Genomic DNA, 24,886 nt, shown 5'->3' on the forward strand with positions numbered 1-24,886 from the left:
ACTAAGGATCGAAAGAACCCATGCGCACGACTGTCCTGGTACCTGTTGAGCGTGTTTTCTGTGATGCCCACCTTGCCAAGGACGGCGGGGAGGAAGAGGCCACGGAGACTCTGACCATCGCCGGTCACGCATGGGATCTGTGCTTGGAGCACGGGGTTGTCTTCACTCGTCACCTGATGGATGCGCTTGGTGTCCCTGGCCAGCCTCAGGCTGCGCCGGTTGCTGTTGCGCCGACCGTAACCGTCGCAGAGGTCGACCACGACCCCGAAGAGGATCACGAGACCGAGGCTGAGCCGGAGGTCCGTCCCACTGTGATGGTGTCCGGCGAGATCCCGGGGTACGAGTGGGACGACGCCAGGGAGGCCGTCCGCCGCATGGGTTACGAGGTTGTGGGGCGGGCAGACAGCAGCACCGTTCTGATCATCTGCGGTGAGGGTGCGGAGCGGGCAACTAAGAAGCTGCAAGACGCAGTTGGGTTCGGCATCCCCTGCTTCGACGCTGCCAGGCCCGGGGCCTTCCGAGACGCAGTGTGCGCCGGAGAGTTCAAGGGTGGTGACCCGCTTCCCGAACCGGTGAGGAAGGACGCTCAGGCGGTACGGGCGGACCGTTCCACGGTCAAGACCGAAGCACAGGCCATACGCGACTGGGCCAAGGCTCAGGGCGTCACGGTGAGCGCCAAGGGCCCCATTCCCTCCTCCGTCCGCCACGCCTACCGCGTGGCCACCAAGCAAGCGGCCTGACCAGCAGCGCGCATCTGGGGTGGCCGGGCCGACCCGGCCACCCGATCCCAACCAGTCTCAGGAGAAGAGAAGTTGAGCACCATCACGTTGTACGGGCCCATCGGCCGGGCCGTCGAAGAGGTGAGCCCGTACGTTGAGTGCGATCCGGTCGGCATCTACGTGGCCGCGCTCAGCATGTGGAGTGCAGCCATCGGCCAGACCGTCAAGGTGTCCAGCCGGGGTAACGCCCGTCCGGCGCTTTTGTGGTCCGCACTGGTCGGAGGTACCGGCAGGGGTAAGGGCACGGCACTGCGGGCTGCTCAGCACATCATGAAGCCTGCCCTTGGCCGCTTCCTTGAGACTCACACCACGTCCGGCATCACGTCCGGTGCAAGCCTCGTGAACTATCTCGCCGAACAGGTGGAAGCCACGGAGGAGACGGAGGCCGGGCGCGACGTCCGGGCCCTGGTGTGTGAGGAAGAGTGGTCCGAAGTACTGCGCAGGGTGAAGCGCGACCCCTCGTTCACGGCCAAGCTACGTAGCGCGTGGGACGGCGCCCCGATCCGCAACACAACCAAGGAAGGCGCACAGGCCGTCGAAGATCCCGCGCTCGTGATGCACACGCACATCACCCCTTCCGACTGGATCAAGTACATCGGTGCCACGGAGGCGGCCGGAGGGTCCTACAACAGGATCATGCCCTTCAGTCTGGGGTCCGTGCCGATGTTGGATGACGACGCGGTCACTCTGCCTGAGGTGGACGGTCGGGACATCACACAGGCCTACTACTGGGCAGCAGGCGACAGGCACGTAATTAGCCTTGGAGACGACGCCCGGCCACTGTGGAAGACCGTCCGCCGGTACGCCCGCGTCATATCGGAGAACCTTCCCGAGGCACAGGCCGTGTACGTCGAGCGGACGGCCGAACAAACGATCCGGGTGGCCGCCTGCCTGGCCGCCTCTGAGCGGTCCGATGTGATCGACCACGCCTGTCTGTCGGCCGCCTTCTCCCTGGTGCGCTACAGCGTCCGGTGCGCGGTGGGGATCACCGGGGTCACAGAGGCGGCCAAGCCCGTCCGCCGGGTGCCGACGCTGGCGGAGAAGGTCCGGGCCCGGATCGAGATGCACGGAGGCAAGGTGAGGTCTTCAGACCTTCTGCCGTACGTGGGTGCCTCCGCTGATGAGGTCAAGGCACTGCCCGGGGTCAAGGTCACTCTCGACCGCTCCGGCCTCGGCCGCCCGGCCACGGTCTACACCCTGACCGAAGAAGAGTCCAGTCACGCTCCGAACAGCCGGCCACGAACCCAGCGTGACGAACGCCCGGCCACCGTGGTCCGCATGGACACCTACCGTCCGGCCAAGGTCAACATCCCTGCCCCGGCTCCGCTGCCCGCACGGACACCGACGTCTGCAACCGAGAACCCGTTCCTCGCACTGCTCTGATCGTTCGAAGCAAAGCAAACCGCCCCGGCCTACAGGTCGGGGCGGTTCTTTCGTTTGGCCGGACCTCAGACGTCGCCGAACTCATCAGCCTGAATGGCAGCCACGAAGGCCGACCAGGCGGCGGCAGGGAACACCAGTGCCGGGCCCTCAGGGTCCTTGGAGTCACGGACGGGGACGGCGCCAGGCAGGCTGGGCGATACCTCGATGCACTGTCCTGCCTGGGCGCTGTAGGAGCTCTTGTACCAAGTGGCGTTGCGTAGATCATCCATGCTCAAAGCCTTTCCGCACGTCTCGAATGAACTCTCGGCTCGCCGCTCGGGGCAACGCCTCGGCCTGGAGGTGATCGTACTCACTGGTCCAGTCCGCCAACGTCTTGGCGTCGCGTTCAAGGAAGCCCCGTCGTTCCGTCTCGCCATAGCCAACGATGGACCTGTTCGACGTGGTCAGCAACGTAATTGGGTGCGCAAACGGCCGGCTCTCCCCCGCCGAGAACGGGCTCACTTGCACCAGGAACCTGGGTTGTGCGGCAAGGGACTCCAGATACTTGAGTTGCGAGATCATGACGTCGCGGCCCCCGATAGGTCGTCGCAACGCTCCCTCATCTATGACCGCTTGGACGAGGGGCGCCGGGTCCTGAACGAGGGACCGTTGCCTGTCGAGCAGCCGCTCGGTTCGTTCGTCAGCCTGCCGTTGAGTCGCAACCCCTCTCAGTACGGGTGCCTCCTGGTAGGCCCGGATGTACTCAGGGGTTTGGAGCAGGCTCGGAACGATGTTGATCTCGAACAAGCGCAGCACCGCGGCTTCCGACTCGTGGCGTAGGTACTCGTCAAAGCCTTCGAACAGGACGCCGTGACCGGCTTCTCGCCACTTGCTCAGAAACTGCTCTCCCGAACCAAACGCTCTGTCAAGTGCTGTTGAGATGCGTTGGTTTGGTTTCCTTCGGCCAATTTCGAGAGCCGAGATGTACGACGACGTGACACCAGCGAGTGCGGCGAGATGCTCCTGAGTCCAACCTCGTTGTTCGCGTGACGTGCGTAGAAGAGCTCCGAACTTGGCGGCCGGGGAGCTCTCCGGATCAAGCTCACGTTTGTTCACAGGGGTTCGCCCTACCAATCAAACAAAGTCGACGAGTTGAACAGATGCAGAGCCTAGAGGACAGTTGGCGCCCCCGGTAGTCATCGCACTACGGAACGGAGCGGACATTGGCACGGCGGAAGAACCCCCCGGAACCCCTCTACGTACCGCAGCTCGGCGAGATCGTTCGTGACATGGCCCACAACGGCATCCACGGTGCCTACATGGCCACCGAGTCCGGGCAGGTCTACCTGCGACCGGAACATGGTGGCATCGAGTGGACGACGAAACCCGCATCGGTTCAACCCGTCTCGGACAAGCCGAAGTTGATCCCCGTCATGGTCCCGTCGAAACCTCGCGGGCGGGGTATCCAGTCGGCCGGCGAGGCCGCATGAACCGCCGGGTGCGCCTGTGGGCGCATCGCATCACTCATCCGGCGGTCAGTGCCCGGATGGCTTGGGGCTTGCACCTTCAGTTCGTCTGGCCTGTGACGGTGTTCAGTCCCAGGCGGCGCCAGATCATCCGTGACGAGCGTGCTCAGATGACCCCCCGGCATCTGAGGCTTCGGGCGGAGTTGGACCGGCAGATCTTCGGGCTCTCGAAGGAGTGACCGCGTGTCGTGGATCAGCGGTGAATCATTCGGTGACGGAGAGCTTGAGCACTGGCTCGAAGACCCCGCCGACCCTCAGGAAGCCCCGAAGAAGCCCCCGGAGACAACGGCCGACGAGTAGGCCGTTCTAGAGCCCTGCGGCCTGCCCTGGGGCTGTGAAGTAGGCAGGCCGCGGGAAGGGGTCTCGTCCGCCATGTGGGCACCCCCGGCATGGCGGGCGGGGCCGTCCAACAGGACCACCCTTCGGGGCCCCCGCCCCGGTCGTCAACCACACCATCAGGAAAGACCAGAATGATGCCCCGGAAGCAGAAGCGAGTCGAAGCCGTTGGTGCCGGGTACGTACCGGTTCCGGACGGCCGACCCGTCTTCGACTCGGATGCCGAGGCGCTGACGCTCGCGGGAGCGCCCGGCTGTGACTGCCCACGTAGGTCCGAGGGCGGGTGCGTTGACGACCTGAAGCTCCCCGCGTTGCTGCGGCTCTACGAGCACCCCGACGGGCGCCGGGGCATCTTCCTCGGACGGCAGCGCACCGGCGACCCGATCAGCGGGTTGGTGCGATGCACCGTCGTGACGTTCCGGGACATCAACTCACAGGGACGGCCAATCTACTGGTCCCTCAAGTGCGCGGGACCGCCTCATATCGAAAACCGCTTCGAGGCGACCCGATCTGACCGCCCGCCACGGGCTCACAGACTCCCGTTCCAGCCGGCGAATTAGGCAAGGGTGGACCTAACAGGAAGGAACCGCTGTGCCCAGGGCCGCACCCGGACACCCCGTTACGTCGTACGTACTGTTCACGGACCCGGCGTCTCGGTTGATGATCGTGCAAGCCGCAGGACTCGACACGTGGCACTTGCCGGGCGGTGTCGTTGAGCCTGGGGAATCCCCGTTGGACGCCGCGTTGCGGGAAACCTGGGAAGAGCTGGGGTTCCGTCCCGACCTCCGGGACGACGACCTGTTCGCCGTGGAGTGGGCGCAAGCCCGTCGCCCTGGCGCTCGTGATCGACTCGTCTTTCTGTGGTCCGGACCGGTGCTCAGCAGTGTCGACACGGATCGCATCTCCCTTCAGGCCCGGGAGCTTTCGGCATGGCGCTGGGCGACCCGCGACGAAGCGAAGGCCCTGCTGCATCCGGCCGTCGCTGCCCGCATCAGGGCGCCCCTTCAGCTTCCTGGCAGCGTTACCTATCGAGAGACACGACACGAAAGGATGGACTGACATGGTCGACTTCCCGGAGCGGACCCTTCGGATCGGAACCCGTAGCTCCCCGCTCGCTCTCACTCAGACCGACATGGTGATTGCCGCTCTGCGGCAGTACGAGCCGGAACTTCAAACTGAGGTGGTACCGGTCACGACCGAAGCCGACAAGTGGCAGGGGGACCTTGCCCAGCTCGGCGGCAAGGGGCTCTATGTCCGCGAGATCGACACCATGCTTCAGCGTGGCGACATCGACGCGGCGGTGCACTGCGTCAAGGACGTGCCGGGCGATGTGCCGTTGCCCAGGGGACTCATCTTCGCCGCGTACATGGAGCGGCCGGATGTCCGAGATGTGTTGCTCTTCCCGGAGGGTTCCGAGCACACGTCGCTTGCCGACCTTCCGCCCGGCGCAATCATCCTGTCTTCGGCGGTCCGCCGAAAGGCGCAGGTCCTCCGGGCCCGCCCCGACCTCAAGGTCGTCAGGGTGCGTGGCGCGATCGGCAGCCGACTCGAAAAGCTGGACGGGAAGAAGAAGCTCGACGGCGTGAAGCCGGACGGCATGATCCTGGCCGTGGCCGGTCTCGCCCGCCTGGGCATCGAGCGCCCCGGCTACGTGCTGAGCATGGACGAGATGTTGCCGCCCGTCGGTGCCGGTGTTCTCGGTCTGGAGTGCAGGCAGGACGACCACGCCGTTGGTGCGCTGCTGGAACAGGTCAACCACAAGCAGACGCAGCAGGAAGTGACGGCCGAACGCGTCATGCTCCACGGGCTCCGTGGACACTGCAACAGCCCGATCGCCGGGTACTGCACCACCGAGGGAGACGGGCAGCTCTCCCTTCGTGGCATGGTCTTCGACCGCGAGGGTTCGAAGTTCGCCAACGTGATGGTCTGGGACGAGCACCAGGGAGACCCGGCCGTCCTCGGCGCCCGGGCGTGCGCCGAACTCCTCCGACAGGGAGCGCGGGACATCATCGGGGGCATCCCGCACTGACGGCTGTGACCTTCACACTGCCTGCAAGAGGCGACGCCCGCCGTGACCAACGCATGACCAACAGCGGTCCCTAACAGCCGGAAACGGGCAGGAAGCATGGGTAGGGACGGCCGTCAACCAGACGCCGTGTCATGCATGTTTCCGCAGGTCAGAACTAACAAACGCTGGTGCCCGAGAGGAGAGTTCAAGTCCCCCCTCGGACACCAGCAAGGCCCCTGTTTATCAGGGGCCTTTTGCTTTTCCTGGCTGCGGCGTGACCACCCGCGCGACCAACCGCCCGGCGAATCCCCTGTGAGACCGGGGCAGACAGGTCAACCCTGCCAGCATTGCTCGCGACCGGCTTTCCGGCCCCGTCCTCACGACAGTGCCCGCACCGGGCCATCGTGTAGCCCGGCGAGCAATGCCGAACGTTCGCCGACACCTCCCAGCCGCAGATGTCTCTCGGACCCACGCCATCAGGTCGAAGTCCTCGGCTTCATCGGCCAGCTCGCGCACCCCGGCGCAAGAGGCCTTGGCCGCGGTGGACCTGTCGGCGTTCACCGCCTTGCGGAGGAGCCGCGCGAAGGGTGCCGACGTCCCAACCCGCCACGGTCTCGACGATCCGGGCGTCCTGTCAGAGCGCCTCCTCGACCCGCACCTGCCCGAGACATGCAGAGCATCGTTCTCCGGAGTTGTACCGGCTCAACAGCGCCCGGCACCCCCCGCAGTGGCGTCCACTCATCTCGGCCACCACCCAACCCCCTTCGGAACGAATCTTGCTCAGGCCGGCATGCCACCGCCTTGCGGGTCATGCGTTCCGCTCGGGAACTCCAATTATGTTGCTGCTGACAGATTCTGACGGCCAGAATGGTCAAGAGCCGTCCGAGTGGCGGGCGGTTCGCCGAACCCCTGGCAGCCCGTATTCTTCTGGTTGTTCATGCAGCACATATCGACAGGAGGCATGACAGTGGCCGGCGTCAAGCAGGGCGATTGGGTGGTCGGTGCAGCGGACCAGGTCGTCGCCGAGGGCAAACGCCGCGGCCCTGGTACGCCCCTGGTGTGCGCCTCCGGGATCAGCCCGTCAGGCCCGATCCACCTGGGCAACCTGCGGGAGATCATGGTTCCGCACTTCGTCGCCGATGAGATCCGACGGCGCGGGTTGGAGTGCGAGCACATTCTCTCGTGGGACGACTACGACCGGCTCCGCAAGGTCCCGGCGGGTCTTCCGGCCTCGTTCGCCGAGCACATCGGGCGGCCCCTGACGGCCGTGCCGGACCCCTGCGGTGAGCACGAGAACTGGGCGGAACACTTCAAGAGTCCGTTCCGGGCAGCGCTCGCGGACCTAGGCGTCGAAGTCACCGAGATCAGCCAGACGCAGATGTACACCTCAGGCGCCTATCGCGAGCAGATCCTGCACGCGATGCGGAACCGGGAGAAGATCGATGCCGTCCTCGGCCGCTACCGCACCAAGCAGGCGCAGGCCGCAGAAGCCGAGGTGGACGAGGACGAAAGCGACGAGGGAGCCACCGACAGTGGTTACTACCCGTACAAGCCGTACTGCGCGGCATGCGGGCGGGACACCACGGCCATCAGCTCCTTCGACGAGGACAGCACCGAGATCCGCTACACCTGCCAGTGCGGCCACAGCGACGGCTCCGCGCTCTCCGAGGGCAATGGCGGCAAGCTGGTCTGGAAGGTCGACTGGCCGATGCGCTGGGCGCACGAAGGCGTCACCTTCGAGGCCGGCGGGGTCGACCACTCCTCCCCCGGTTCAAGCTTCACCGTCGGCTCCCAGCTGGTGCGGGAGGTCTTCAGCGGCCATCCCCCCACCTACCTCGGATACTCCTTCGTCGGCATCAGCGGTGCCGCCAAGCTGAGCGGATCGGCCGGCGGTGCTCCGACGCCCACCAACGCCCTGCAGATCCTCGAAGCACCGCTGCTTCGGTGGCTGTACGCCCGGCGGAAGCCGAACCAGGCGATCACCGTGGCCTTCGATCAGGAGGTCAACCGGCTGTACGACGAGTGGGACGCACTCGGTCGTAAGGCCGCCGCCGGGCAAGCCGAGCCGACGGAACTGGCGGTGAGGGAGCGGTCGATCGGTTCCGCGACTCGGACACTGCCTACCACCGAGTTGGTCCTGCCGTTCCGGACACTCGCCTCGGTGGTGGACATCACCACCGGCGACGAGGAGCAGACGCTCCGCATCCTCCGGGACTTCGCTGCGGAGACGCCGCTGGCAGACCTGGACCAGGCCCGACCTCGGCTCGACCGCGCACAGGCCTGGGTGACCGGCTATGTTCCGGCCGAAGAGCGCACGCAGGTTCGGACAGAGCCCGACCTCGCGAGGCTGGAGCAGTTGTCGCCGGCCGAACGCGAGGCGCTGAAGCTCCTGATCGACGGGCTGGACGAGCACTGGTCACTGCCCGGGCTGACTGCCCTCGTCTACGGGGTGCCGAAGCTGCAGGCCGGCCTGGAGCTGGACGTACCCGCGACGCCGGAACTGAAGACGGCTCAGCGTGCGCTCTTCTCGTTGCTGTACACGCTGCTGGTCGGGCGGGACACCGGTCCGCGGCTTCCCACGCTCCTGCTGGCCCTCGGCGCGGAACGCATCAGGTCGCTGCTGACCGTCGCATGATTCGATGGGGCGGGGTCCGACATGGCCCCGCCCCGTCTCCACTCGCTCCTACGCCACAGTGCCGGGGGACCGGCGGAGGCCGGTGAGGCTGAGGATCTCGTCTGCTACGGCCCGGGCGCTGCGTTCTGCGGTCTCCAGGTGCGTCGCGAAGAGGGGCTCGGAGAGAGCGGCAAGGCAGCGTTCGACCTGCAGGCCCTCCCAGCTGAGTTCACCCCACTTGTCCGGGCCTTCGCCCCGGGCGCGGAGGCGGTCCCGGATGGTTGCGGCGTCGGCGAGCAGGGTGAAGTGGTGTACCTCTTGGCCCTGTTCGCGCAGCGTCCCGACAACCTGGGCGAAGACGGTAGTGCGGCATCACCTCTGGGGCATCGCTGGTCGACTACCTCGCCGAGCAGGTGGAGGCCACGGAGGAGACAGAGGCCGGACGGGCTGTCAGGTCAGGTCAGGTCAGGTCGTCGAGGAGCAGGTGCAGGGCGGACTCCTCGTGCAGGGCGGTGCCGAGGGTGGTCATCGCGGGAGCGAGGGAGTGGTCCCAGGTCGCGGGCACGGGTGGGCCGGACAGTGGGAGGGGCGGGCTGCCCTGGGCGCGGGTGTGGGCGGCGAGGTGGGTGTAGTCGGCGGCGGTCATGCGCCAGGGGTGGGCGCGGTAGCGCTGGATGAGGCGGTTGGCGAGGGCGATGCCCGGCCAGTCGAAGTCTCCGTGGTAGGCGAGTTCGCAGCCGGCGGCGGCGAGCGCGTCGAGGAGTTCGAGGACGACGGTGGCCGCGCTCCCGGAGGTGCAGACCAGTGGTGCCGTGCGGGCGGCGTCGGCGGCGGCTTCGACGACCCGCGGGTTCTCGCAGATGTGGATCCGCGTGCCCGGTGCGGGTGCGGGGTCGAGGGAGCGGAGTTCCCGCAGGGTGAGGTGGGTCTCGGTGTGGTGGTCCGCCCGCTCGCGCAGGGCCCGTTCGCGCCAGCCGTTGGAGACGGGGCGCAGGCCGTAGGTGAGGACGGTGCTGGACACCTCGTCGGGCGAGACGGACACGAGGCGCCAGAGGGAGCGGCGGCTCGGGGCGTCGGGGGGCGGCGGTTCGTCGTGAGCGAGAGCGATGCCACGCAGGACGAACCGGGAGAGCAGGGTGTCGTCGTCGAGACCGTGTGCGGTGCCGGTGACGAGGGAGGCGAGTTCGCCTCGCCCGCGGGGCTGGTCCGCGGCGTCCCCGCCGGTCAGGAGCAGACCCAGGACGTGGATCGCCTGCCGGAGGAGGTCCTTGGCGTCCTCGTGCCCGAGACGGCCCGGGGTGCCGCCGCGGCGGATGTCGGTCAGCCAGCGGTCCGCCCACTCCTGGCCGGCGAGGGGGGAGGAGGCCAGCGTGCCCGCCGCCGACTCCCAGAGGTCGGCGCGCTGCGCGTGGACGGTGGCGCGGGCGGCGCGACGGTCGGTGAGGGGGCCGCCGAGTTCGCCGGCCGCGTGAACCAGGCCGCACTGGGCCGCCGTGACGCGCAGGCGGGTGTCCAGGTCGGCGAGCCGTACGGTGGCCTCGGTGCGGGTGACCGGACGGCCGAGCAGCAGGGAGAGCGCCTCGCGTTCCGACGGGTCGAGCCCGGTGAGGCGGATGCTTCCGGTGGCCTGGAGGCCGTTGCGTTCCAGCCGGGCGCGGACGGCGGCCCACAGCCGCGCGAGGCCGGGCCTCGACAGCCAGTCCCTCACCTCCGCGGGCAGCGCGCGGGGGCTGTTCACACGTCCACCAGTCGGCGGCTGCGGCCGTTCCAGGTGTAGTGGAGGGTCGCGACGCCCCGGTGGTGCGGGTCCCGCAGGCATTCGTAGATGTGCAGGGACGGCACGTCGGGCCAGTTGCCCATCAGCCGCTCGCTGGTGAGGACGAAGTCCAGGTCGAGGTCGACGAGGATGCGGCCGAGCCGGGCGTGGGTCGGCTCGTCGACCTTGGCGAAGGCGTCGTCGAGCAGTATGAGGCGCGGGGCCTGGGGGGCCGACTCCGCGAGGGTGGTGAAGTGGGCCGCCGCCGCGGCGAACAGCACCAGATAGGACAGGACGCGCTGCTCGCCCTGGCTCAGGCCGGTGCGCCCGGTGAACTTGCGTCTGCGGACGGCCGCGGAGTCGTCGATGACCCACGGCTGGAAGGTGAACCAGGAGCGGTAGTCGAGCGCGGTCCGCAGGTGGGCGGCGTACCCGGCGGCGGGGTCGGCCCGGCGGGCGTCCTCGATGCGCCGCTGAAGCACCTCGCGCAGTTGCTCGGACTGCTCACGGGTCCGCAGACCGGACGGGCCGCGCAGCAGTTCCACCGCCGCCCGGACGTCGGCGTCCACGGTGTCGGCCAGCCGCCAGTCGAGTTCGACGCCGAGGCCGTGCGAGGTGCGGACCGAACGAAGGGTGTCGTTCAGGGCGTTGACGAGGGCTCCGGCGGCCAGCACCTGGCTGGAGAGGTTGTCGCCGAGCTCTCCGGTGAGGAAGCGCTGGAAGACGTCGCGTTCGCGCTCGGTGAGCCGGGCCCGGGCCTCGCTCGCCTGCGCGGCGATGCGTTCACCGACCAGCGCGACGTCGTGCTGCCCCGTGTCGTCGACGAGGCGGCAGACCTTGACTCCGTCGGGTTCCTCCAGCGCGGCGTCGTAGCCGCCGGCGAGTTGGTCGCGCAGGTCGTTGAAGCGGTTGAGCAGCGTGGTGTCCGAGATGTCGCGTCGTTCGGGATCGAGTGAGCCGCGGAGGTGGTCGAGGAGTCCGCGCAGCGCCTTGAGCCGGGTGCGCGCGTCGTCGTGTGCCGGGTCGGGTGTCGTCAGTTCGGCGGTGCGGTCGGCCAGGCCGGCGCCGCGCAGGACTTCGGGGGCCGCGAGCGCGGTGCGCAGTTCCCGGCCGCGGTGGATCACGGCCGTCTCCTGGGTCGCGAGGTCGCTGCGGCGGACGTGTTCGTCCTGTTCGGCCCGCACCCGCTCGTCGTGGAGGTCCGCCGCTTTGGCCTCGGCCCTGGGCAGTTGGTCGGCGGCGGCCACGAGGCGGCGGCGGATCGTGTCCTCGGCAGCGAGGAGCTGTTGTTCGGAGGCGCCGACGGTCTCCTCGAGCGTGCGGATCTCGCGCCGGGCCTCGGTCAGGTCGGCACGGCGCCCCGCATAGGCGGAGTCCGCGGCCGAGCGACGGGTACGGGCTTCTTCGAAGCCGTCGCGTTCCGCCCGGTGGTCGGTCACGGTCCGCGCCGCGGCGAGGAGGTCGCGGCGCAGGCGCACCGTGCCGGCCGTCAGGTCGCGGAGGGCGTCGCGCACGGTGTCCAGCAGGGCCGGGTCGACCGGCAGGGCGTGTGCGGTGGCGGTCGCCTCGGCTTGCCGCCGGGCCGCCACGCTCGCGGCCCGGGCCTCGGCCGCCTTCGTCGCCGCCCTGGCCGTGGCCTGGACGAGAACGTCCTCGGCGAGTTCGGCCGCGGCCAGGTGGGCCCAGGCATCGGTGAGCGGCCGGGTTCGCGGCAGGTCACGGAGGGCGGTCGTCAGCGCGCCGAGCCGTTCCGACAGCTCGTTGAGGCGGGCTTCCTCCTCGGCCAGCGCGTCCTGTGCGGCCGCGATGCGGTCGGCGAGTTCGGCGATGTGCCGGCGGCGGGTGGCGGCCCGCTGCTCCGCGCCGACGTACTCGGCCCGCGCCTTCGTGTACGCGCCCTGTGCGACGCCGAGCCGCCACCGGCCGTCGGGGCTGATCGCGCTGTGAGCGGTCGCGTCGAAGGGCGTGCCGGCCGGTACCAGGTGGATGGAGGCCAGCAGGGCCTCGATCCGGCCGGCCGTCACGGCGCTGCCGGGTGCGACGACCGGGCGCAGCGCCGCGGCGAGGGTCGGCCCTTCGGTGACCTCGGCGCCGGGGCGGAGCAGGGTGTCCTGGGTGAGCGGGTCGAGCAGGGCGCCCTCGGCGGTGATCCAGGCGTCGAGAAGCCCGCCGGCTTCGAGTGCCGCCTCCAGTCCGGCCTGGTCCGGTGCGGTCAGGCCGTCCGCGAAGTCGACGGCCCGGTACAGCGGTGCTCCGGTCGGCCCGGACCGGGCGGAGCCCCGGTGCGCGGGGCGCGGCGGTTCCGGGTCCGTCCGCTGTTCCCACTCGCGCTTCTCACGGACCAGGGCGTCGAGCGTGAGGGACAGGTTGTGAACCCGGGGGGTCGTCCGGTCGCGTTCCCCCGCGAGCCTGTCCAGGACGGGGTTGACGCTCCGCTCGGCGGTCTGTGCCACGTCCTCCCAGACCTCGGCGGGGAGCGCGCGGTCGGCGAAGGACCCGTCGCCGGACCCGTCGCTGGACTCATCGCGCGCGACCACCGCGCGGACATCGTCCAGAGGCACCCCGGCCAGGCGCTCCAGGCGCTCCGCCCAGGCGGAGACCTGCGCCGCGTACCCGTCGCCGGCTGCGAGCACCGCCCGGCGGCGCTGCCCGGCCCGCTCGGTGGCCTGCTCGGCCTGCTCGCCCAGGCGTTCGCGTTCCACATCCGCGTCGCGCGCCGCGACGGCGGCGTTACGGGACTCGGCCAGCAGACCGGCGAGCTCGCCGACCGTTCTCATCCTGGCCTTGGCGACCGGTTCCGCGGCCGCCAGCGACGCGTCCCACCGCCGCAGCTCCCCTGCCAGCGCCACCGTGTCGTACGCCGCCACCCGGTCCCGGCCGACCGGATGGGCGACGCCGTCGGGATCGAGGATCTCCTCCTCGCCGGCGGGTGTGAGGACGACCGGCGGGACCGCGGCCGGCTCTCCCAGGTGAGCCGGACCGATGCCGGACCTCTCCGCCGCGTCGCGCAGCTCCCGGTGTGACTCGCCCAGTCGGCGCAGCCCGGTGCCGACCCGTTCCGCTCCGGCGGACACGGCGGCGCCGGCGGCATGCTCCCCTTCGTGGGCCACCCGCAGCATCTCGAACGCCGTCCAGGCCGCGACGCGCACGGCCTCCACCGTCCGGCGGCGCTCGCCGAGTTCCTGCAGGCTGCGGTAGCCGGTGCTCTGGCGCAGGGCGGCGAGGTCGGCCCTGGCCTCCTCCTGCTCCGTGCGCAGCTGGTTCCGGATCTCCGTGGCCGCGGTCTCCTCGGCCCTCAGCCCGCCGACGAGTTGAGCCGCTTCGCCGGCCGCTCTACGCCGGGCGGCGAGGGTGTCCAGCTCACTGTCGACGGCGCCGGCACGCCGGCGCAGCACCCCGTGCAGGTAGCCCCGGTAGCCGCCGAGGAAGTGCCGCAGCGCGGCGTCGGTCTTCTCCAGCCGTCCGAGGTCGTCGCGGACGCTGTCGAGGTCGTCGAGGTTGCGGGCGACCTTCTCGACCACGTCCTCGTCGAGTGCGGGGAGGGTCTCGCTGAGGACGGTGACCAGGCCGCCGGACTCGATGCGGTCGCCGATCGTGGGGCGGCGGAGCCGGTGGAGCAGCTGGGTGAGGTTGCGGTAGCGCGCGCTGTCGGTGAGGCCGAAGAGGTCCCGGGCCACTCTCGCCCGGTGGTCGGCGGGCCGTTCCAGGACGTTCTCCGCGCCGACGGCGGCGCGCAGCCGGTCGAGCGGCAGCGGCTGCCCGGCCTCGGCGAGGAGCAGTTCCTCGCCCACGCGTCGGGTGGTGGTGAAGAAGTGCGGCTTGGCGGTGCCGGTGGATTTCGAGGCGCGGACGGCGGCACCGACGGTGAGGAACCGCTCGGTGCCCTCGTCGTCGGTGCGGCGGAACTCGACCCACAGATAACCCATGCGGTTGGTCTGTTCGAAGCCGTCGAGCATCAGCCAGGCGAGGGTGGTGCGGCCCGTTCCGGTGGCGTCCAGGGCCCGGGCGTCGCCGTCGAGGAGATAGGGCAGCAGCATCTCCAGGGCTTTGGACTTCCCTGCGCCGTTCTTGCCGCGCAGCAGCAGCCGTCCGTCGCCGAAGCGGAACTCCTGTTCGTCGTACTGCCAGACGTTGCGGATGCCGGCCCGGTGCAGCCGGAAGCGGTGGGTGGCGTGGTCGTGCGGTGCGGCGGGCGCGGACTGGCGGCTCACGAGGTCGGGTCTTCCTGAATCGGTGCTGTCTTCGGGCCGGTGCCGGCCGGCGGGCGTTCGGTCTGCCGGACCGAGACGGTTGTGGCGTAGCGTGCGGCCGCGGCGAGCAGCACCTGGCCGCCGGCGGGGTGGCCGCGTGCGGCCAGTACCTCCGTGACGGGTCTGCCGTCCGACGAGCCGGTCCCGTAGTCCTCCGGGACTCCGTGGCCGTCGGAGCGGAGCGGGCCCGCGGGAGCGACCAGCCGCATCCGGGTGAGCAGGTCGAGCGCGTCGGCGCGCAGTGCGGCCGGGTCGTCCAGGTAGCCGCGCTGCCAGTTGCCGCGCCGCCCGTACTCCTCGATCAGATCGCGGAGGATCTCGTCGGGGAGCCCCGGCGGGATGGGCACGCCGATGGCCAGCCGGCCGCCGACGGCCGGGTGGCCGGCGTGCTCGGGCCGGAGGTGGCGGACGAGCCGTTCCACGAGCAGGAGCGCGGCCTGGGCGACCGTCCCGGTGCCGGGGAAGGGGAGGTCCGTCAACTCGTCGTCCGCGTCGACCAGGGCGACTCCTTCGGCCCGGATCTCGGCCTCCAGGCCCAGCAGTTCGGAGAAGGCCTGTGCCTCCCTGCGCTGTCGGGTGCGGAGCCACTCGCGCTCACCGTCGGTGAGATCGTCGAGGTAGACGACCGGTGTCTCGACCAGGCGCCGCCGCACATAGGTGCGTGGTCCGCCGAACCCGGGATCGGCGGCGCGCCGGATCAGGTCGGCGCCGTCGCGGCTGCGCGCCAGCGGGCCGGCGGTGATCGACCTCGCGATCTCGCGGTCCACCGTCAGCAGTGCCTCGCCCCCGAGCTCCTCCGTCACCGACCCGACGCTGCCCTCGGTCTCGGTCAGCACGCCCCAGTCGACCAGTTGTCGCAGCGCGGCGGCGAGAGTCCGCTTCTCGGCCTGCCGGCCGGTGTCGGCGAGTTCCAGGCCCGCGTCCACCGCTGCCGCGCGCAGGTCCGCCACCAGGTGCGACAGCAGGATCTGCTCGGGTGCGGTCACCAGGACCGCGAGGGCGAGGGTGAGGTAGGCGTAGGTGCGGGGGGTGAACGGCGTACCGGTGGAACGGACCAGGCGGTGGCCGGCTCCGGGGCCGAGCCCGGCTTTGAACAGGCGGGCGAACGAGGCCTCCACCAGCAGCCGGTATCCCAGCACCTGTTGGAAGCGCTGGGAGAGCCAGTCCGCGTGCCGCCGGATCAGGGGGAAGGTGTCGGAGTGGGGTCCGTCGGCCGTCACCAGCGGGTGAGCGAGGAGCAGCCGGGCGGCGGCCCGGCGCTCGGCGGCCAGGGCGACATCGTGTGCGGAGGGCAGGACCATCAGGCGCCCACCTCCGCCGCGGCGGTCGGCCGGGCTGCGTCCGGGAAGGCGGGACCCGGCAGGGCGGAGCCCGGGAAGGCGGGGCCCGGCAGGGCGGGAACGCCGTACCCGGTGACCGCGATCTCCAGATCGTCCACCGTCAGATCGCCGTCCACGGAGTACAGCACCGAAGCGGCGCCGGTGACCCGCCGGGCGGTCAGCCCGATGTCCAGTTCGGCGTCGCCCGCGGAGATGTCGTCCAGTGCGAAGTCGGGCGCCCCACCGGCTCCGTGAACGGATCGGCGCAGCTGGGCGTTGCCGAGGGCGGAGGCCAGCAGCTCCAGCAGCAGCGCCATCGCGGCGGCCGTCAGCCGGACCTGCCCGAACCGGCCGGAGGCGCTGCGCAGTTCGTCGGCCGCGGCCTGCCGGGCGGCCGCCCGGGCCTGGGCCTCCTCCAGCAGACGCCGCTTCTGCGCGGAGTGGTCCTCGACGGCGGCGGTACGGCCGCGCTGGGCACGGCTCCCCCGCTCGCGCAGGGCCACCGGCACGTCGGCGACCGGCCCGCTCCACCAGCTGACGTAGGCGGGCACGGCCCCGTCCGGGTCCGGTGCCACCCCCAGGTGGCGGGCCCCGTAGAGGCCGAACGCGGCGACCGCGAGATCGTGCGCGCCGTCCGGGTCGGCGGCGTCGAACCAGGCCGCGAGCCGGAGCAGGTCCCGGCGCCTCGACATCTCTCCCGACGCCGAGCGCAGCATGCGCTTGGCATTGGCCAGGAGGGACTGAAGGGCCCGGAGCGTGGCGTCCCGGAGCTGGTCGACCTGGCTGCCCTGGCCGTCGGCGGCGACGAACCAGCCGCGCAGGCCTTCCCAGTCCGCGAGCTCCCGCCCGCGACTGCGCTGGACCTTCGTCGCCGCCGGCCCCGGGGCTCCGGACGGTCCCGGGGCTCCGGACTGGCCCGACGGGAGCCCGGTCAGGCCGACCGCGTGCTCGTCGATCCGCTGGAGCAGCCCCGGCAGAGCGGGCCAGAGCTCCGCCAGGCTCGCCGCGATCCTCGGTGACCGGAAGGACACGTCCTCGGTGATGGCCTCCACGTAGTCGAGCAGCAGGCCCTTGAATCCCTGGTACTCGCCTCCGTCCAGGTCGTAGCGGGTCAGCACCTGACCGAGGTACGCGTAGAAGTCCCGTACGGACTCGGCGAACTCCGCGAACTGCACGAACAGGGTGCTGACCTGCTCCAGCGCCTCCTGCGGATCGGCCCCGCCCGGCCGCCGCACGGCGGAGACGAGCTCGCGCAGCCCCCGGTCCACCAGTGCGAGCAGCTCACTGCTCACCTCACGGGCGGCATCCGCTCCCGCGAGCACCTCGTCGGCGTCCCGCTGTACCCGCTCGCCGAGCTTCGAGAGCTGGTACCGCGCCCGCGAGCGCTGGTACTCGGTGATGCTGGCCGCCTTGACGGCGTGCGTGCTGCGCAGCAGGTTGCCCCACTTCACCAGCTGTTCCAGCCTGGCGGTGACCGTCTCGGAGTCGAGCGGCCCGGTCGGGGCGCCGTCCGCCGCGAGCTTGGTCAGGACGTCCGGGACCGCCAGATCGGCGAGCAGGGTGGAGCAGAACACCCGCATGACCGCCACGTACTCCTGGCGCTCGGGCGCGCTCAGATAGGCGTACGCGGTCAGACGCTGCCAGAGCCGGTCCTCGTCGGCCCCGCCCTCCGGCGGCACCGCACCGTCTGAGTGACTCCGTGGCTGGTGGGACTGCTGCTCCATGCGGGTGAGGGTAGCCTCTGACGCCGACGATTCGGGCCCGACCGATGGAATCGGACGCATTCCAGCGGAGCCGAGCTCCGCCGGAACACCCCGGTCCGGCCCTTGGGTCCCGCTGTCCGACCCTGCCGGGAGGTCAGCCGGCCCGGGTCAGCGAGCCCATCGCCGTGGGCAGGTCGCCCCGCGAGCTGACCCGCAACTTCCGGTAGGCGCGGGTCAGATGCTGTTCCACGGTGCTCACCGTGACGTACAGCCGCTTGGCGATCTCCCGGTTGGTGTGGCCGTGGGCGGCCAGCTCGGCGACCCGGCGCTCGGCGTCGCTGAGCACCGCGTCGGCCACGGCCGGGGCGCTCTCCCGGACCGGCCGGTCGCCACCGCTCCAGCCGAACTCCACGCCCAGCAGCCGGGTGAGCGGCCGGGCCTGGCACTCCTCGGCCAGCATCCAGGCGCGGCGGGCGGTGAGCCTGGCCCGGCGCAGCTCACCCAGGTCGTGGTAGGCCCTGGCCAGGTCGGCGAGCGCCCGGGCGAGCTCGTACCGGTCGCCGGCTTCTTGCAGGATGTCCGCGGCCTTGCGCAACAGGGCCGGGCGCTGGCGCAGTTCACAGGTGGCGGCAAACTGACGCATCGTCACACCACGGGCCCGCGGCTCGGACTGGCCGAACATCGTGAGCTGCTCCTCCAGCAGGCGGCGGGCCTCCTCGCGGTCGCCCAGCTGCAGCATCGCCTCGGCGGCCTCACCGCGCCAGGCGACCAGGCCGGGCACGTCCAGTCCCCACTGGCCCATCAGGTCGCCGCAGGCGAGGAAGTCCCCGAGCGCGGCGTTCAGGTCCCCGGTGGACAGCTCGTACCGGCCGCGGGCCTGGAGGTAGTGGAGACCGTAGCGGCTCTGCAGCATCGCCTCCGGGACGGGCAGGTTGAGCTGGTCGGCGGCCTCGTCGTAGCGGCCCATCGCGGTCAGCGCGGTCAGCAGGCTGGCCAGCGAACCGCCGACCGCCACACCCCAGCTGCCGGCCGGGATGATCTCCAGCGCCTGCCGGGCGTGCCGCTCGGCGCCGGGCAGGTCGCCCTGCCGGACGCTGATCTCGGCCCGGATGGTCGCCAGCCGCGCCTGGCGGCCCGGGGACTGGCGGGAGATCGCCTCCGCGATCAGGCCGTCGCACCAGGGCGCGGCCCGGTCGGCGCGGTCGCCGTAGGTCAGCGCGAGCAGCGCCGACTCGACGGTGTCCATGCCCATCTCGTCCAGCCGGGAGGTGCGCAGGATCCGCTCGGCCTCGGCGACCACCTGCTCGGACGGGCCGCTGCTGAGCACCGAGTCCAGCGCGGTGGCCGCCTCCAGCCGCCGGCTGACCGCGGTGAACGGCCTCGGGCGCGGGCCGGGAGCCTCCTCGGCGGACGGCACATAGGCCAGGAACGGCGCGTACCAGCAGCGCAGCCACGACCGGGTGGTCCGCAGCTCGGCCGCGGTCTCCGGGTCGTGCCGCCCGTTCTCCAGGCCGAGTCTGGACAGCACGTCCCTGGCGTCCTCGAAACGGCCGTGCCACAGCAGGGCCTTGGCGAGCACCAGGCCGTCACTGGGGCGCAGGTGGCCGCGGTGCAGGGCGTTGGTGAGCTCGGCGAGGTGCGGGGTCGGGGCGCTCGGGTTGATCCGCCACTCGGCGCGGACCAGGGCGGTCCTGATCCGGGCCAGCCGGGGCTCGTCCTGGCAGACCCGGCAGGCCAGCCGCAGGTACTCGACGGCCTGGCCGACCCGGCCCTCGGCCAGCGCCAGCATGGCGGCCTCCTCCAGCACCGGGACGGTCCAGGGCTCCTCGACCCGCCCCGAGGCCAGCAGATGCTCGGCCGTCGCGGCCGCGGCGCCCCCGTTCGCGTACAGCAGTTCGGCGGCCCCGCGGTGCAGTTCGGACCGGCGCCCGGGGTCCGCGTCGAGCAGGACGGCGGTCCGCGCGACCGGGTGCCGGAAGTCGCCGGAGTGCAGCAGGCCGCACGCCTCCAGCTCGCGCAGACCGCCCGCCACCTCCGCGCCGTCCAGGCCGAGCATCCGGCCGACCCCGCCCGGGGCGCCGAGCACGGCGAGGCCCTGCGCGAGCGGGAGCAGCCCGGGGGCGCTCCGGTGCAGCAGGCTGCGGACCGCCTGCCCGTAGCCGTCGGCGACGGTCAGCGCGTCGTCGGCGGCGCCGGCCCGCACCGCGGCGAGCTGGCCGTCGAGCAGGGCGGTGAGCAGCAGCGGGTTGCCACCGCTGATCCGGTGGCACTCGGCGGCGAGCCGGTCGGCGGCCTCCCGGCCGAGCCGCTCGGCGACCAGCCGGTCCACGCCGCCGGGGGTGAGCAGCGGCAGGACCAGGCTGTGGCACCCGGGGCGGCGCAGCAGCTCCAGGTGGAACTCGGCGGTGCGGTGGGCGGCCTGGCCGGAACGGCCGAGGACGATCATGATCCGGGAGCGGCCCAGCCGGCGGGTCAGGTAGGAGAGGCAGGCCAGCGAGTCCGGGTCGGCGTGCTGGACGTCGTCCACCACCAGGGCGAGCGGCCGGCGCTCGGCCAGGTCGAGCAGCAGTGCGCTCAGGTCCCGGGCGGCCGAATGCCGTCCGTCCACATCGGCGGCGAGCAGCTCACGGACGGTGGCCCGCTGCTCGGCCGGCACCGGCGCACCGCGCAGCAGCTGACCCAGTACGCCGAGCGGGAGGCCGGCCTCGGCGGCCGACCCGACCGCGGTCAGCGGCAGCGCGCCCGCCTCGGCCGCCTGCTCGACGAACTCGTCCAGCAGTGCGCTCGTGCCGGTGGCCGCCGGGCCGCTCACCACGGCGATCCGGCCCCGGCCCCCGACCGCCTCGACCAGCAGGCCGGCCAGGAAGGCCAGTTGCTCATCGCGTTCGACCAGCATCATTGCTCAGGCTTCCTCTCGTACGTCTGTGGGGCGGGGTGGCCGGTCAGCGGTGCTCGGCGGCGGCCGGGCCGGGGCCCGCGGTCCGGGCCGGGTCGGGTTCGGCGGCGGCGGCCTCGGCCTCGGCCTCCAGCGCGGCGAACCCCTTCCCGATGGCGTCCTGGTGCGAGCCGGAGAAGGCGGCGTGCACCAGTTCGCCGCCGTAGGGGTGGCGGCGGGAGACCGGCAGCCCGGAGCAGTGCTCGACGGTCCGGCGTATCCGGTCGATGTCGGAGAAGTCGATGCCCGGGTCGATGCCCCGGGTCAGCAGGTTCAGGCCGAGGGTGACCAGGCAGACGTTGCCGGCCCGCTCCCCACCGCCGAACAGGCAGCCCTCGACCCGCTTCGCCCCGCCCAGCAGGGCCAGTTCGGTGGCGGCCACCCCGGTGCCCCGGTCGTTGTGCGGGTGGATCGAGAGGCAGCGGTACTCGGGGCGGGAGAGGTTGCGGTCCAGCCACTCGATCTGGTCGGCGAACACGTGCGGCATCGAACGCTCCACCGTGGCCGGGAAGTTCAGCACGATCTCGCGGCCCGGGCCGGGCTCCCAGAGGTCCATCACCGCCTCGCAGACCTCGACCACGAACTCCGGCTCGGTCTCGTTGAACAGCTCCGGGGAGTACTGGTAACCGACCTCGCAGCCGGCCGGCAGCCGCTCGGTGTACCGCATCATCGACCGGGTGCCGCGGACGGCGAGGTCGACGCACTCCTGCCGGCCGATCCCGAAGACGAGGTCGCGGAAGACCGGCGCGGTGGCGTTGTACACGTGGACGGTGGCGCCGCGGGCGCCGCGCAGGCTCTTGACGGTACGTTCGATCAGTTCGTCGCGGGCCGGCACCAGCACCGAGATGCGGACGTCCTCGGGTATCCGGTCCTGATCGATCAGCAGTCTGACGAAGTCGTACTCGTCCTGGCTCGCGACCGGGAAGCCGACCTCGATCTCCTTGTACCCCAGGTCCACCAGGAGTTCGAACATGGCAAGCTTGAGAGCCGGTGTCATCGGGCGGACCAGGGCCTGGTTCCCGTCCCGCAGGTCCGTGGAGAGCCAGCGCGGCGACGCGGTGAGGGTTCGGTCCGGCCAGGTGCGGTCGGGCAGGGTCATCGGAACGAACGCCTGGTAGCGCCGGGGCAGCCGGTCAGCCTTCACAGTCTGATTCCCTTCACAACTGTTTCCGTTGCGGGCATGCGGGAAGTACCGGGCCGGTTGCGGCCGACCCTGCCATGCTCACGCTAGAGAGCCGCCGGAGCCCCGGACAACGGTGTGGAGAGCGCTGTCGGTCCATCCGCACCGGAGGGATGAGCAGAGGGGTATCGAAGGGAGTACTGGCCGGGCCACCCTCGGGCCACTCCTCCTCGACGCCCGGACCACCTGCGGTGCGGCTGCCCATACTCGGAACGGGAAGACGACTTCCCGTCGCCGACGACGACGGGGCACGACAGGGCCTTTGAGGGGAAACCGGTGGCGACACATATCCGAGAGACCGTCTGGAACTGCCTCCGTGAGGCCCGCCCGGCGGTGCAACTGGCCTTCCTGCTGCGCTACCTGGCCGGCGCCGTGCTCGGCGATCCGAGTGGCTTCCCGCACCTGGGCCGGGTGGCGGTCGGCGCGTCGGGCTGGTGCCTGGCCACCACCGCGGTCTACCTCTTCAACGGCGTGGCCGACCGCCCCGAGGACATCCGCAACGGCTCCACCCGGCCGATCGCCGACGGCCGCCTGCCGGCCCGCACCGCGACAGCCGCGGCCGTCCTGCTCTCAACGGCCGGGCTGGGCTGCTCCTTCACCCTCGGGCCGGGCCCGGGCGTGCTCGCCGCACTGTACCTGCTGCTCGGCTACGCCTACTCGGGCCCGCCGTTCCCGCTGAAGAAGACGTACTACACCTGTACCGCGACCGGCCTGGCCGCCGGACTGGCCACCTATCTGGCCGGCTTCCTGGCCGGCGGGCACGGGCTGGACGACTCGCTGCTGGTGTTCGCCGGGATGATGACGCTGTGGATGGGCGGAGTCGGCGGGGTGGCCAAGGAGTTCTCCGACATCGAGGGCGATCGCAACGCCGGGCGGCTGACCTGGCCGATCGCCTTCGGGGTGGCCGGCGCGACCCGGCTGCTGCGGCTGCTCGCGGTGGGCGTGGCACTGGCCTTCGGGGCGTTCGCGGGGCTGTACTCCACCGGGCTGCTCTGGTGCGCGGTGACGGTGCTGGCCGGCGCCGTCGGAGTGCTGGCGACCAGTGGGGGGCTGCGCGACCACGGCGGGCGTCCGCAGCGCCGCCGGCCGTACGTGGCCTTCATGTGGACCCAGCACGCTACCCATTTGGTCCTCGGTCTCACCATTCTGGCCAAACCCTTGAGTTAGTTGAAGATTCGAACACGCTCGACCGGCAAGGGCCACTGGCTGAATCCATGTTCATGCCCCCGAATTTCCATGGGGTTCTGGTATCTTGACCCCGCTTGGCCAAGGCGACACGGGGGCCGGCACGTGACCGGTTTGGAGAAGGCAGCCTTGACGACTCGCCAACAGGTGGCGGACCTGATCGAACAGCGCACGCCCGAGATAGTCGAGGCCTACGAGACCGAGCTCCGGGCGGTCGGCAATGCCATCGCGCAGAACCCGGTCTCACTGAACCAGGCCCTGGTCAACGCCCGGCAGATCATCGCCGACGTGGTCAACAGCCTGCGCGCGGGGCAGGTCGAGGTCGACCAGACGTACAAGCTGCTGGCCTGGGACATCGGCGCGACGCGGGCGGCGGACGGGGTGCACCCCCGGGAGTCCGTCCAGGCCTCCTCGGTCTTCTTCCACGCGGCGCTCTCCACGATATTCAGCCATCTGCCGCAGGGGCCGCGGCCGCTGGACACCTTCACCCTGATCACCCTGGCGCTGGAACGCAGCATCACCCTGCGGATCCGCGAGTCGGTGGTCGCGTACACCGGCTTACTCGTCGACAAGATCCACGAGGCGCAGCTCGACGAGCGGCGCCGGATCGCCCGTGAGCTCCACGACCGGATCGGGCACGGGATGAGCGTGACCCACCGTCAGCTGGAGCTCTACACGCTCTACCTGGACAAGCAGCCGGACCGGGCGAGCGTCAAGCTGGCCACCGCCCAGCAGGCCATCCAGGAGTCGATGCACCACCTGCGCGCGGTCACCTCCGACCTGCACACCCACCAGCCGCTGAAGAGCCTGGAAAAGGCCCTGCTCAGCGACCTGGAGTCGGTGGACTCCGACGAGGTGACGGCCCGGCTCAGGGTGAACGGGGACGAGGCCTGGGCCCCGCCGGAGGTGCTCGACGAGGTGTTCCTGATCCTCCGCGAGGGCGTCCGCAACGCCCTGCGCCACGCCAGGGCCACAGTGCTGCTGGTGAACGTCGAGATCACCCCCAACGAGCTCCGGGCCTCGGTGGAGGACGACGGCTGCGGCCTGCCGCAGGAGCGACCGGCCGACGCCGGCGTCGGCCTGTCCTCGATGCGCGAGCGGGCCGAACTGCTCGGCGGCCGGCTGCTGGTCAACGGCCGTCCGAGCAACGGCACCAGGGTGGATCTCTCGGTACCTCTCAAAGGACGGCTCCTCGATGAACCCGCGCGACGCCAGAGCTGCTGACTCCGCGGCCGCCGTCACCCGCGTCGCCCTGGTCGACGACCACGCGCTGGTCCGCGAGGGGGTGCGCGAGATCCTGGAGTCGCAGGACGACATGGTGGTGGTGAGCGAGGCCGCCAACAGCGGCGACGCGATCGCCCAGGTCGCCCGGCACCGGCCGGACGTCGTCCTGCTGGACGTCGAACTCCCCGACGGCGAACCGACCGACACGGTGACCAGGATGCGGGCGCTCTCGCCGTCCTCGCAGATCATCATGCTGTCCATGTACGACGGCCCGCAGTTGCTCCGGCGGCTCATCAACGCCGGTATCCGGGGCTACCTGCTGAAGAGCGTGGACGGCCAGGAGCTGCTCGCGGCGGTCCGCAGCGTCCACCGCGGCTCGGACCGGATGGTCCTGGCCGTCTCCCGGGAGAGCCTGGCCCAGATGCAGGGCGTCACGGAGAGTGTGCTGTCCGCCCGGGAGCTGGAGATCCTGGAGCTGGTCGCGCGGGCGCTGAGCAACGGCCAGATCTCCACCCGGCTGGTGATCACCGAAGCCACCGTCAAGCGCCATCTGCGCAACATCTTCGTCAAACTGGGTGCGGTCTCCCGGATCGACGCGGTGAACAAGGCGATCGGCGCCTCGCTGATCGCCCCTCCGCACGACCAGTCCTGCCATCGCCACCGGGCGGGCTGAGCGCGGGCGGCCGGGGCATGGCGGAATTCGAGGCCG

General features: G+C 71.0%; 16 protein-coding genes and 1 pseudogene. 9 read left to right on the forward strand and 8 right to left on the reverse strand.

The genetic code is table 11. The features are described 5' to 3' along the window. Nucleotides 1-20: 20 nt before the first annotated feature. Both ACIP82_RS14605 and ACIP82_RS14610 read left to right on the forward strand, forming a co-directional pair. Nucleotides 21-740 carry a histone-like nucleoid-structuring protein Lsr2 gene (locus ACIP82_RS14605; protein WP_400653631.1) on the forward strand — a complete coding sequence of 240 codons (720 nt, stop codon included), beginning with the start codon at nucleotides 21-23 and terminating at the stop codon, nucleotides 738-740. 72 nt (nucleotides 741-812) lie between these two features. Next, complete coding sequence (locus ACIP82_RS14610; protein WP_400653632.1) at nucleotides 813-2,162, forward strand: DUF3987 domain-containing protein; 1,350 nt, start codon at nucleotides 813-815, stop codon at nucleotides 2,160-2,162. A gap of 65 nt (nucleotides 2,163-2,227) precedes the next feature. Here ACIP82_RS14610 and ACIP82_RS14615 read toward each other — a convergent pair whose 3' ends face one another. Then, the gene (locus ACIP82_RS14615) at nucleotides 2,228-2,431 is read right to left on the reverse strand and encodes a DUF397 domain-containing protein (protein ID WP_400653633.1); all 204 of its coding nucleotides are present in this window, start codon (nucleotides 2,429-2,431) and stop codon (nucleotides 2,228-2,230) included. Continuing rightward, nucleotides 2,424-3,257, reverse strand: coding sequence for a Scr1 family TA system antitoxin-like transcriptional regulator (locus ACIP82_RS14620; RefSeq protein ID WP_400653634.1), 834 nt, complete (start codon nucleotides 3,255-3,257; stop codon nucleotides 2,424-2,426). Before ACIP82_RS14620 ends, ACIP82_RS14615 begins: the two co-directional genes overlap by 8 nt. A 256-nt stretch (nucleotides 3,258-3,513) precedes the next feature. Between ACIP82_RS14620 and ACIP82_RS14625 the strand changes: the two genes are divergently transcribed. From ACIP82_RS14625 to lysS, 4 genes are all read left to right on the forward strand, one after another. Further along, complete coding sequence (locus tag ACIP82_RS14625) at nucleotides 3,514-3,846, forward strand: hypothetical protein (RefSeq protein ID WP_400653635.1); 333 nt, start codon at nucleotides 3,514-3,516, stop codon at nucleotides 3,844-3,846. Nucleotides 3,847-4,594: 748 nt separating this feature from the next. After that, nucleotides 4,595-5,062: an NUDIX domain-containing protein gene (locus ACIP82_RS14630; protein WP_400653636.1), complete on the forward strand. Its 468-nt coding sequence runs from the start codon at nucleotides 4,595-4,597 to the stop codon at nucleotides 5,060-5,062. A 1-nt stretch (nucleotide 5,063) separates the two neighbouring features. Then, the gene (hemC, locus tag ACIP82_RS14635; RefSeq protein WP_400653637.1) at nucleotides 5,064-6,032 is read left to right on the forward strand and encodes a hydroxymethylbilane synthase; all 969 of its coding nucleotides are present in this window, start codon (nucleotides 5,064-5,066) and stop codon (nucleotides 6,030-6,032) included. Nucleotides 6,033-6,972: 940 nt separating this feature from the next. Beyond that, nucleotides 6,973-8,646 carry a lysine--tRNA ligase gene (gene lysS / locus ACIP82_RS14640; protein ID WP_400653638.1) on the forward strand — a complete coding sequence of 558 codons (1,674 nt, stop codon included), beginning with the start codon at nucleotides 6,973-6,975 and terminating at the stop codon, nucleotides 8,644-8,646. Nucleotides 8,647-9,085: 439 nt separating this feature from the next. On the opposite strand, the gene ACIP82_RS14645 is transcribed toward lysS, so the two are convergent. The 6 genes and pseudogenes from ACIP82_RS14645 to ACIP82_RS14670 all read right to left on the reverse strand — a co-directional run. After that, on the reverse strand, nucleotides 9,086-10,363 hold the full coding sequence (locus ACIP82_RS14645; protein ID WP_363608825.1) for a TIGR02679 family protein: 1,278 nt from the start codon (nucleotides 10,361-10,363) through the stop codon (nucleotides 9,086-9,088). Further along, nucleotides 10,360-14,592: a TIGR02680 family protein gene (locus tag ACIP82_RS14650; protein WP_400653639.1), complete on the reverse strand. Its 4,233-nt coding sequence runs from the start codon at nucleotides 14,590-14,592 to the stop codon at nucleotides 10,360-10,362. Before ACIP82_RS14650 ends, ACIP82_RS14645 begins: the two co-directional genes overlap by 4 nt. Continuing rightward, on the reverse strand, nucleotides 14,589-15,932 hold the full coding sequence (locus tag ACIP82_RS14655; protein ID WP_363608829.1) for a TIGR02678 family protein: 1,344 nt from the start codon (nucleotides 15,930-15,932) through the stop codon (nucleotides 14,589-14,591). Before ACIP82_RS14655 ends, ACIP82_RS14650 begins: the two co-directional genes overlap by 4 nt. Beyond that, nucleotides 15,932-17,674 (reverse strand): TIGR02677 family protein, encoded by a 1,743-nt coding sequence (locus tag ACIP82_RS14660; protein WP_400653640.1) that lies wholly within the window; start codon nucleotides 17,672-17,674, stop codon nucleotides 15,932-15,934. Before ACIP82_RS14660 ends, ACIP82_RS14655 begins: the two co-directional genes overlap by 1 nt. A gap of 133 nt (nucleotides 17,675-17,807) precedes the next feature. Further along, the gene (locus ACIP82_RS14665) at nucleotides 17,808-20,552 is read right to left on the reverse strand and encodes an AAA family ATPase (protein WP_400653641.1); all 2,745 of its coding nucleotides are present in this window, start codon (nucleotides 20,550-20,552) and stop codon (nucleotides 17,808-17,810) included. Nucleotides 20,553-20,622: 70 nt separating this feature from the next. Next, a pseudogene (locus tag ACIP82_RS14670) lies at nucleotides 20,623-21,732 on the reverse strand (2-isopropylmalate synthase); the annotation flags it as partial. Between the two features lie 312 nt (nucleotides 21,733-22,044). Between ACIP82_RS14670 and ACIP82_RS14675 the strand changes: the two are divergent. The 3 genes from ACIP82_RS14675 (at nucleotide 22,045) to ACIP82_RS14685 (ending at nucleotide 24,850) form a co-directional block, all read left to right on the forward strand. Then, on the forward strand, nucleotides 22,045-22,935 hold the full coding sequence (locus tag ACIP82_RS14675) for a UbiA family prenyltransferase (RefSeq protein ID WP_400653642.1): 891 nt from the start codon (nucleotides 22,045-22,047) through the stop codon (nucleotides 22,933-22,935). Between the two features lie 147 nt (nucleotides 22,936-23,082). Continuing rightward, a complete protein-coding gene (locus ACIP82_RS14680) occupies nucleotides 23,083-24,177 on the forward strand; it encodes a sensor histidine kinase (protein ID WP_363608837.1) in 1,095 nt (364 codons plus the stop codon). Next, the gene (locus ACIP82_RS14685) at nucleotides 24,149-24,850 is read left to right on the forward strand and encodes a response regulator transcription factor (protein ID WP_363608839.1); all 702 of its coding nucleotides are present in this window, start codon (nucleotides 24,149-24,151) and stop codon (nucleotides 24,848-24,850) included. Before ACIP82_RS14680 ends, ACIP82_RS14685 begins: the two co-directional genes overlap by 29 nt. Nucleotides 24,851-24,886: the final 36 nt, after the last annotated feature.

The organism is Kitasatospora sp. NPDC088548 (assembly GCF_044753005.1).
Classification (GTDB): domain Bacteria; phylum Actinomycetota; class Actinomycetes; order Streptomycetales; family Streptomycetaceae; genus Kitasatospora.

Excerpts from the sequence above, each read along its gene's own strand:
- ACIP82_RS14605 (WP_400653631.1), top strand. The coding sequence starts at position 21 with ATGCGCACGACTGTCCTGGTACCTGTTGAGCGTGTTTTCTGTGATGCC.
- ACIP82_RS14615 (WP_400653633.1), bottom strand. The coding sequence starts at position 2,431 with ATGGATGATCTACGCAACGCCACTTGGTACAAGAGCTCCTACAGCGCC.
- hemC (WP_400653637.1), top strand. The coding sequence starts at position 5,064 with ATGGTCGACTTCCCGGAGCGGACCCTTCGGATCGGAACCCGTAGCTCC.
- lysS (WP_400653638.1), top strand. The coding sequence starts at position 6,973 with ATGACAGTGGCCGGCGTCAAGCAGGGCGATTGGGTGGTCGGTGCAGCG.
- ACIP82_RS14655 (WP_363608829.1), bottom strand. The coding sequence starts at position 15,932 with ATGGTCCTGCCCTCCGCACACGATGTCGCCCTGGCCGCCGAGCGCCGG.
- ACIP82_RS14660 (WP_400653640.1), bottom strand. The coding sequence starts at position 17,674 with ATGGAGCAGCAGTCCCACCAGCCACGGAGTCACTCAGACGGTGCGGTG.
- ACIP82_RS14665 (WP_400653641.1), bottom strand. The coding sequence starts at position 20,552 with ATGATGCTGGTCGAACGCGATGAGCAACTGGCCTTCCTGGCCGGCCTG.
- ACIP82_RS14685 (WP_363608839.1), top strand. The coding sequence starts at position 24,149 with ATGAACCCGCGCGACGCCAGAGCTGCTGACTCCGCGGCCGCCGTCACC.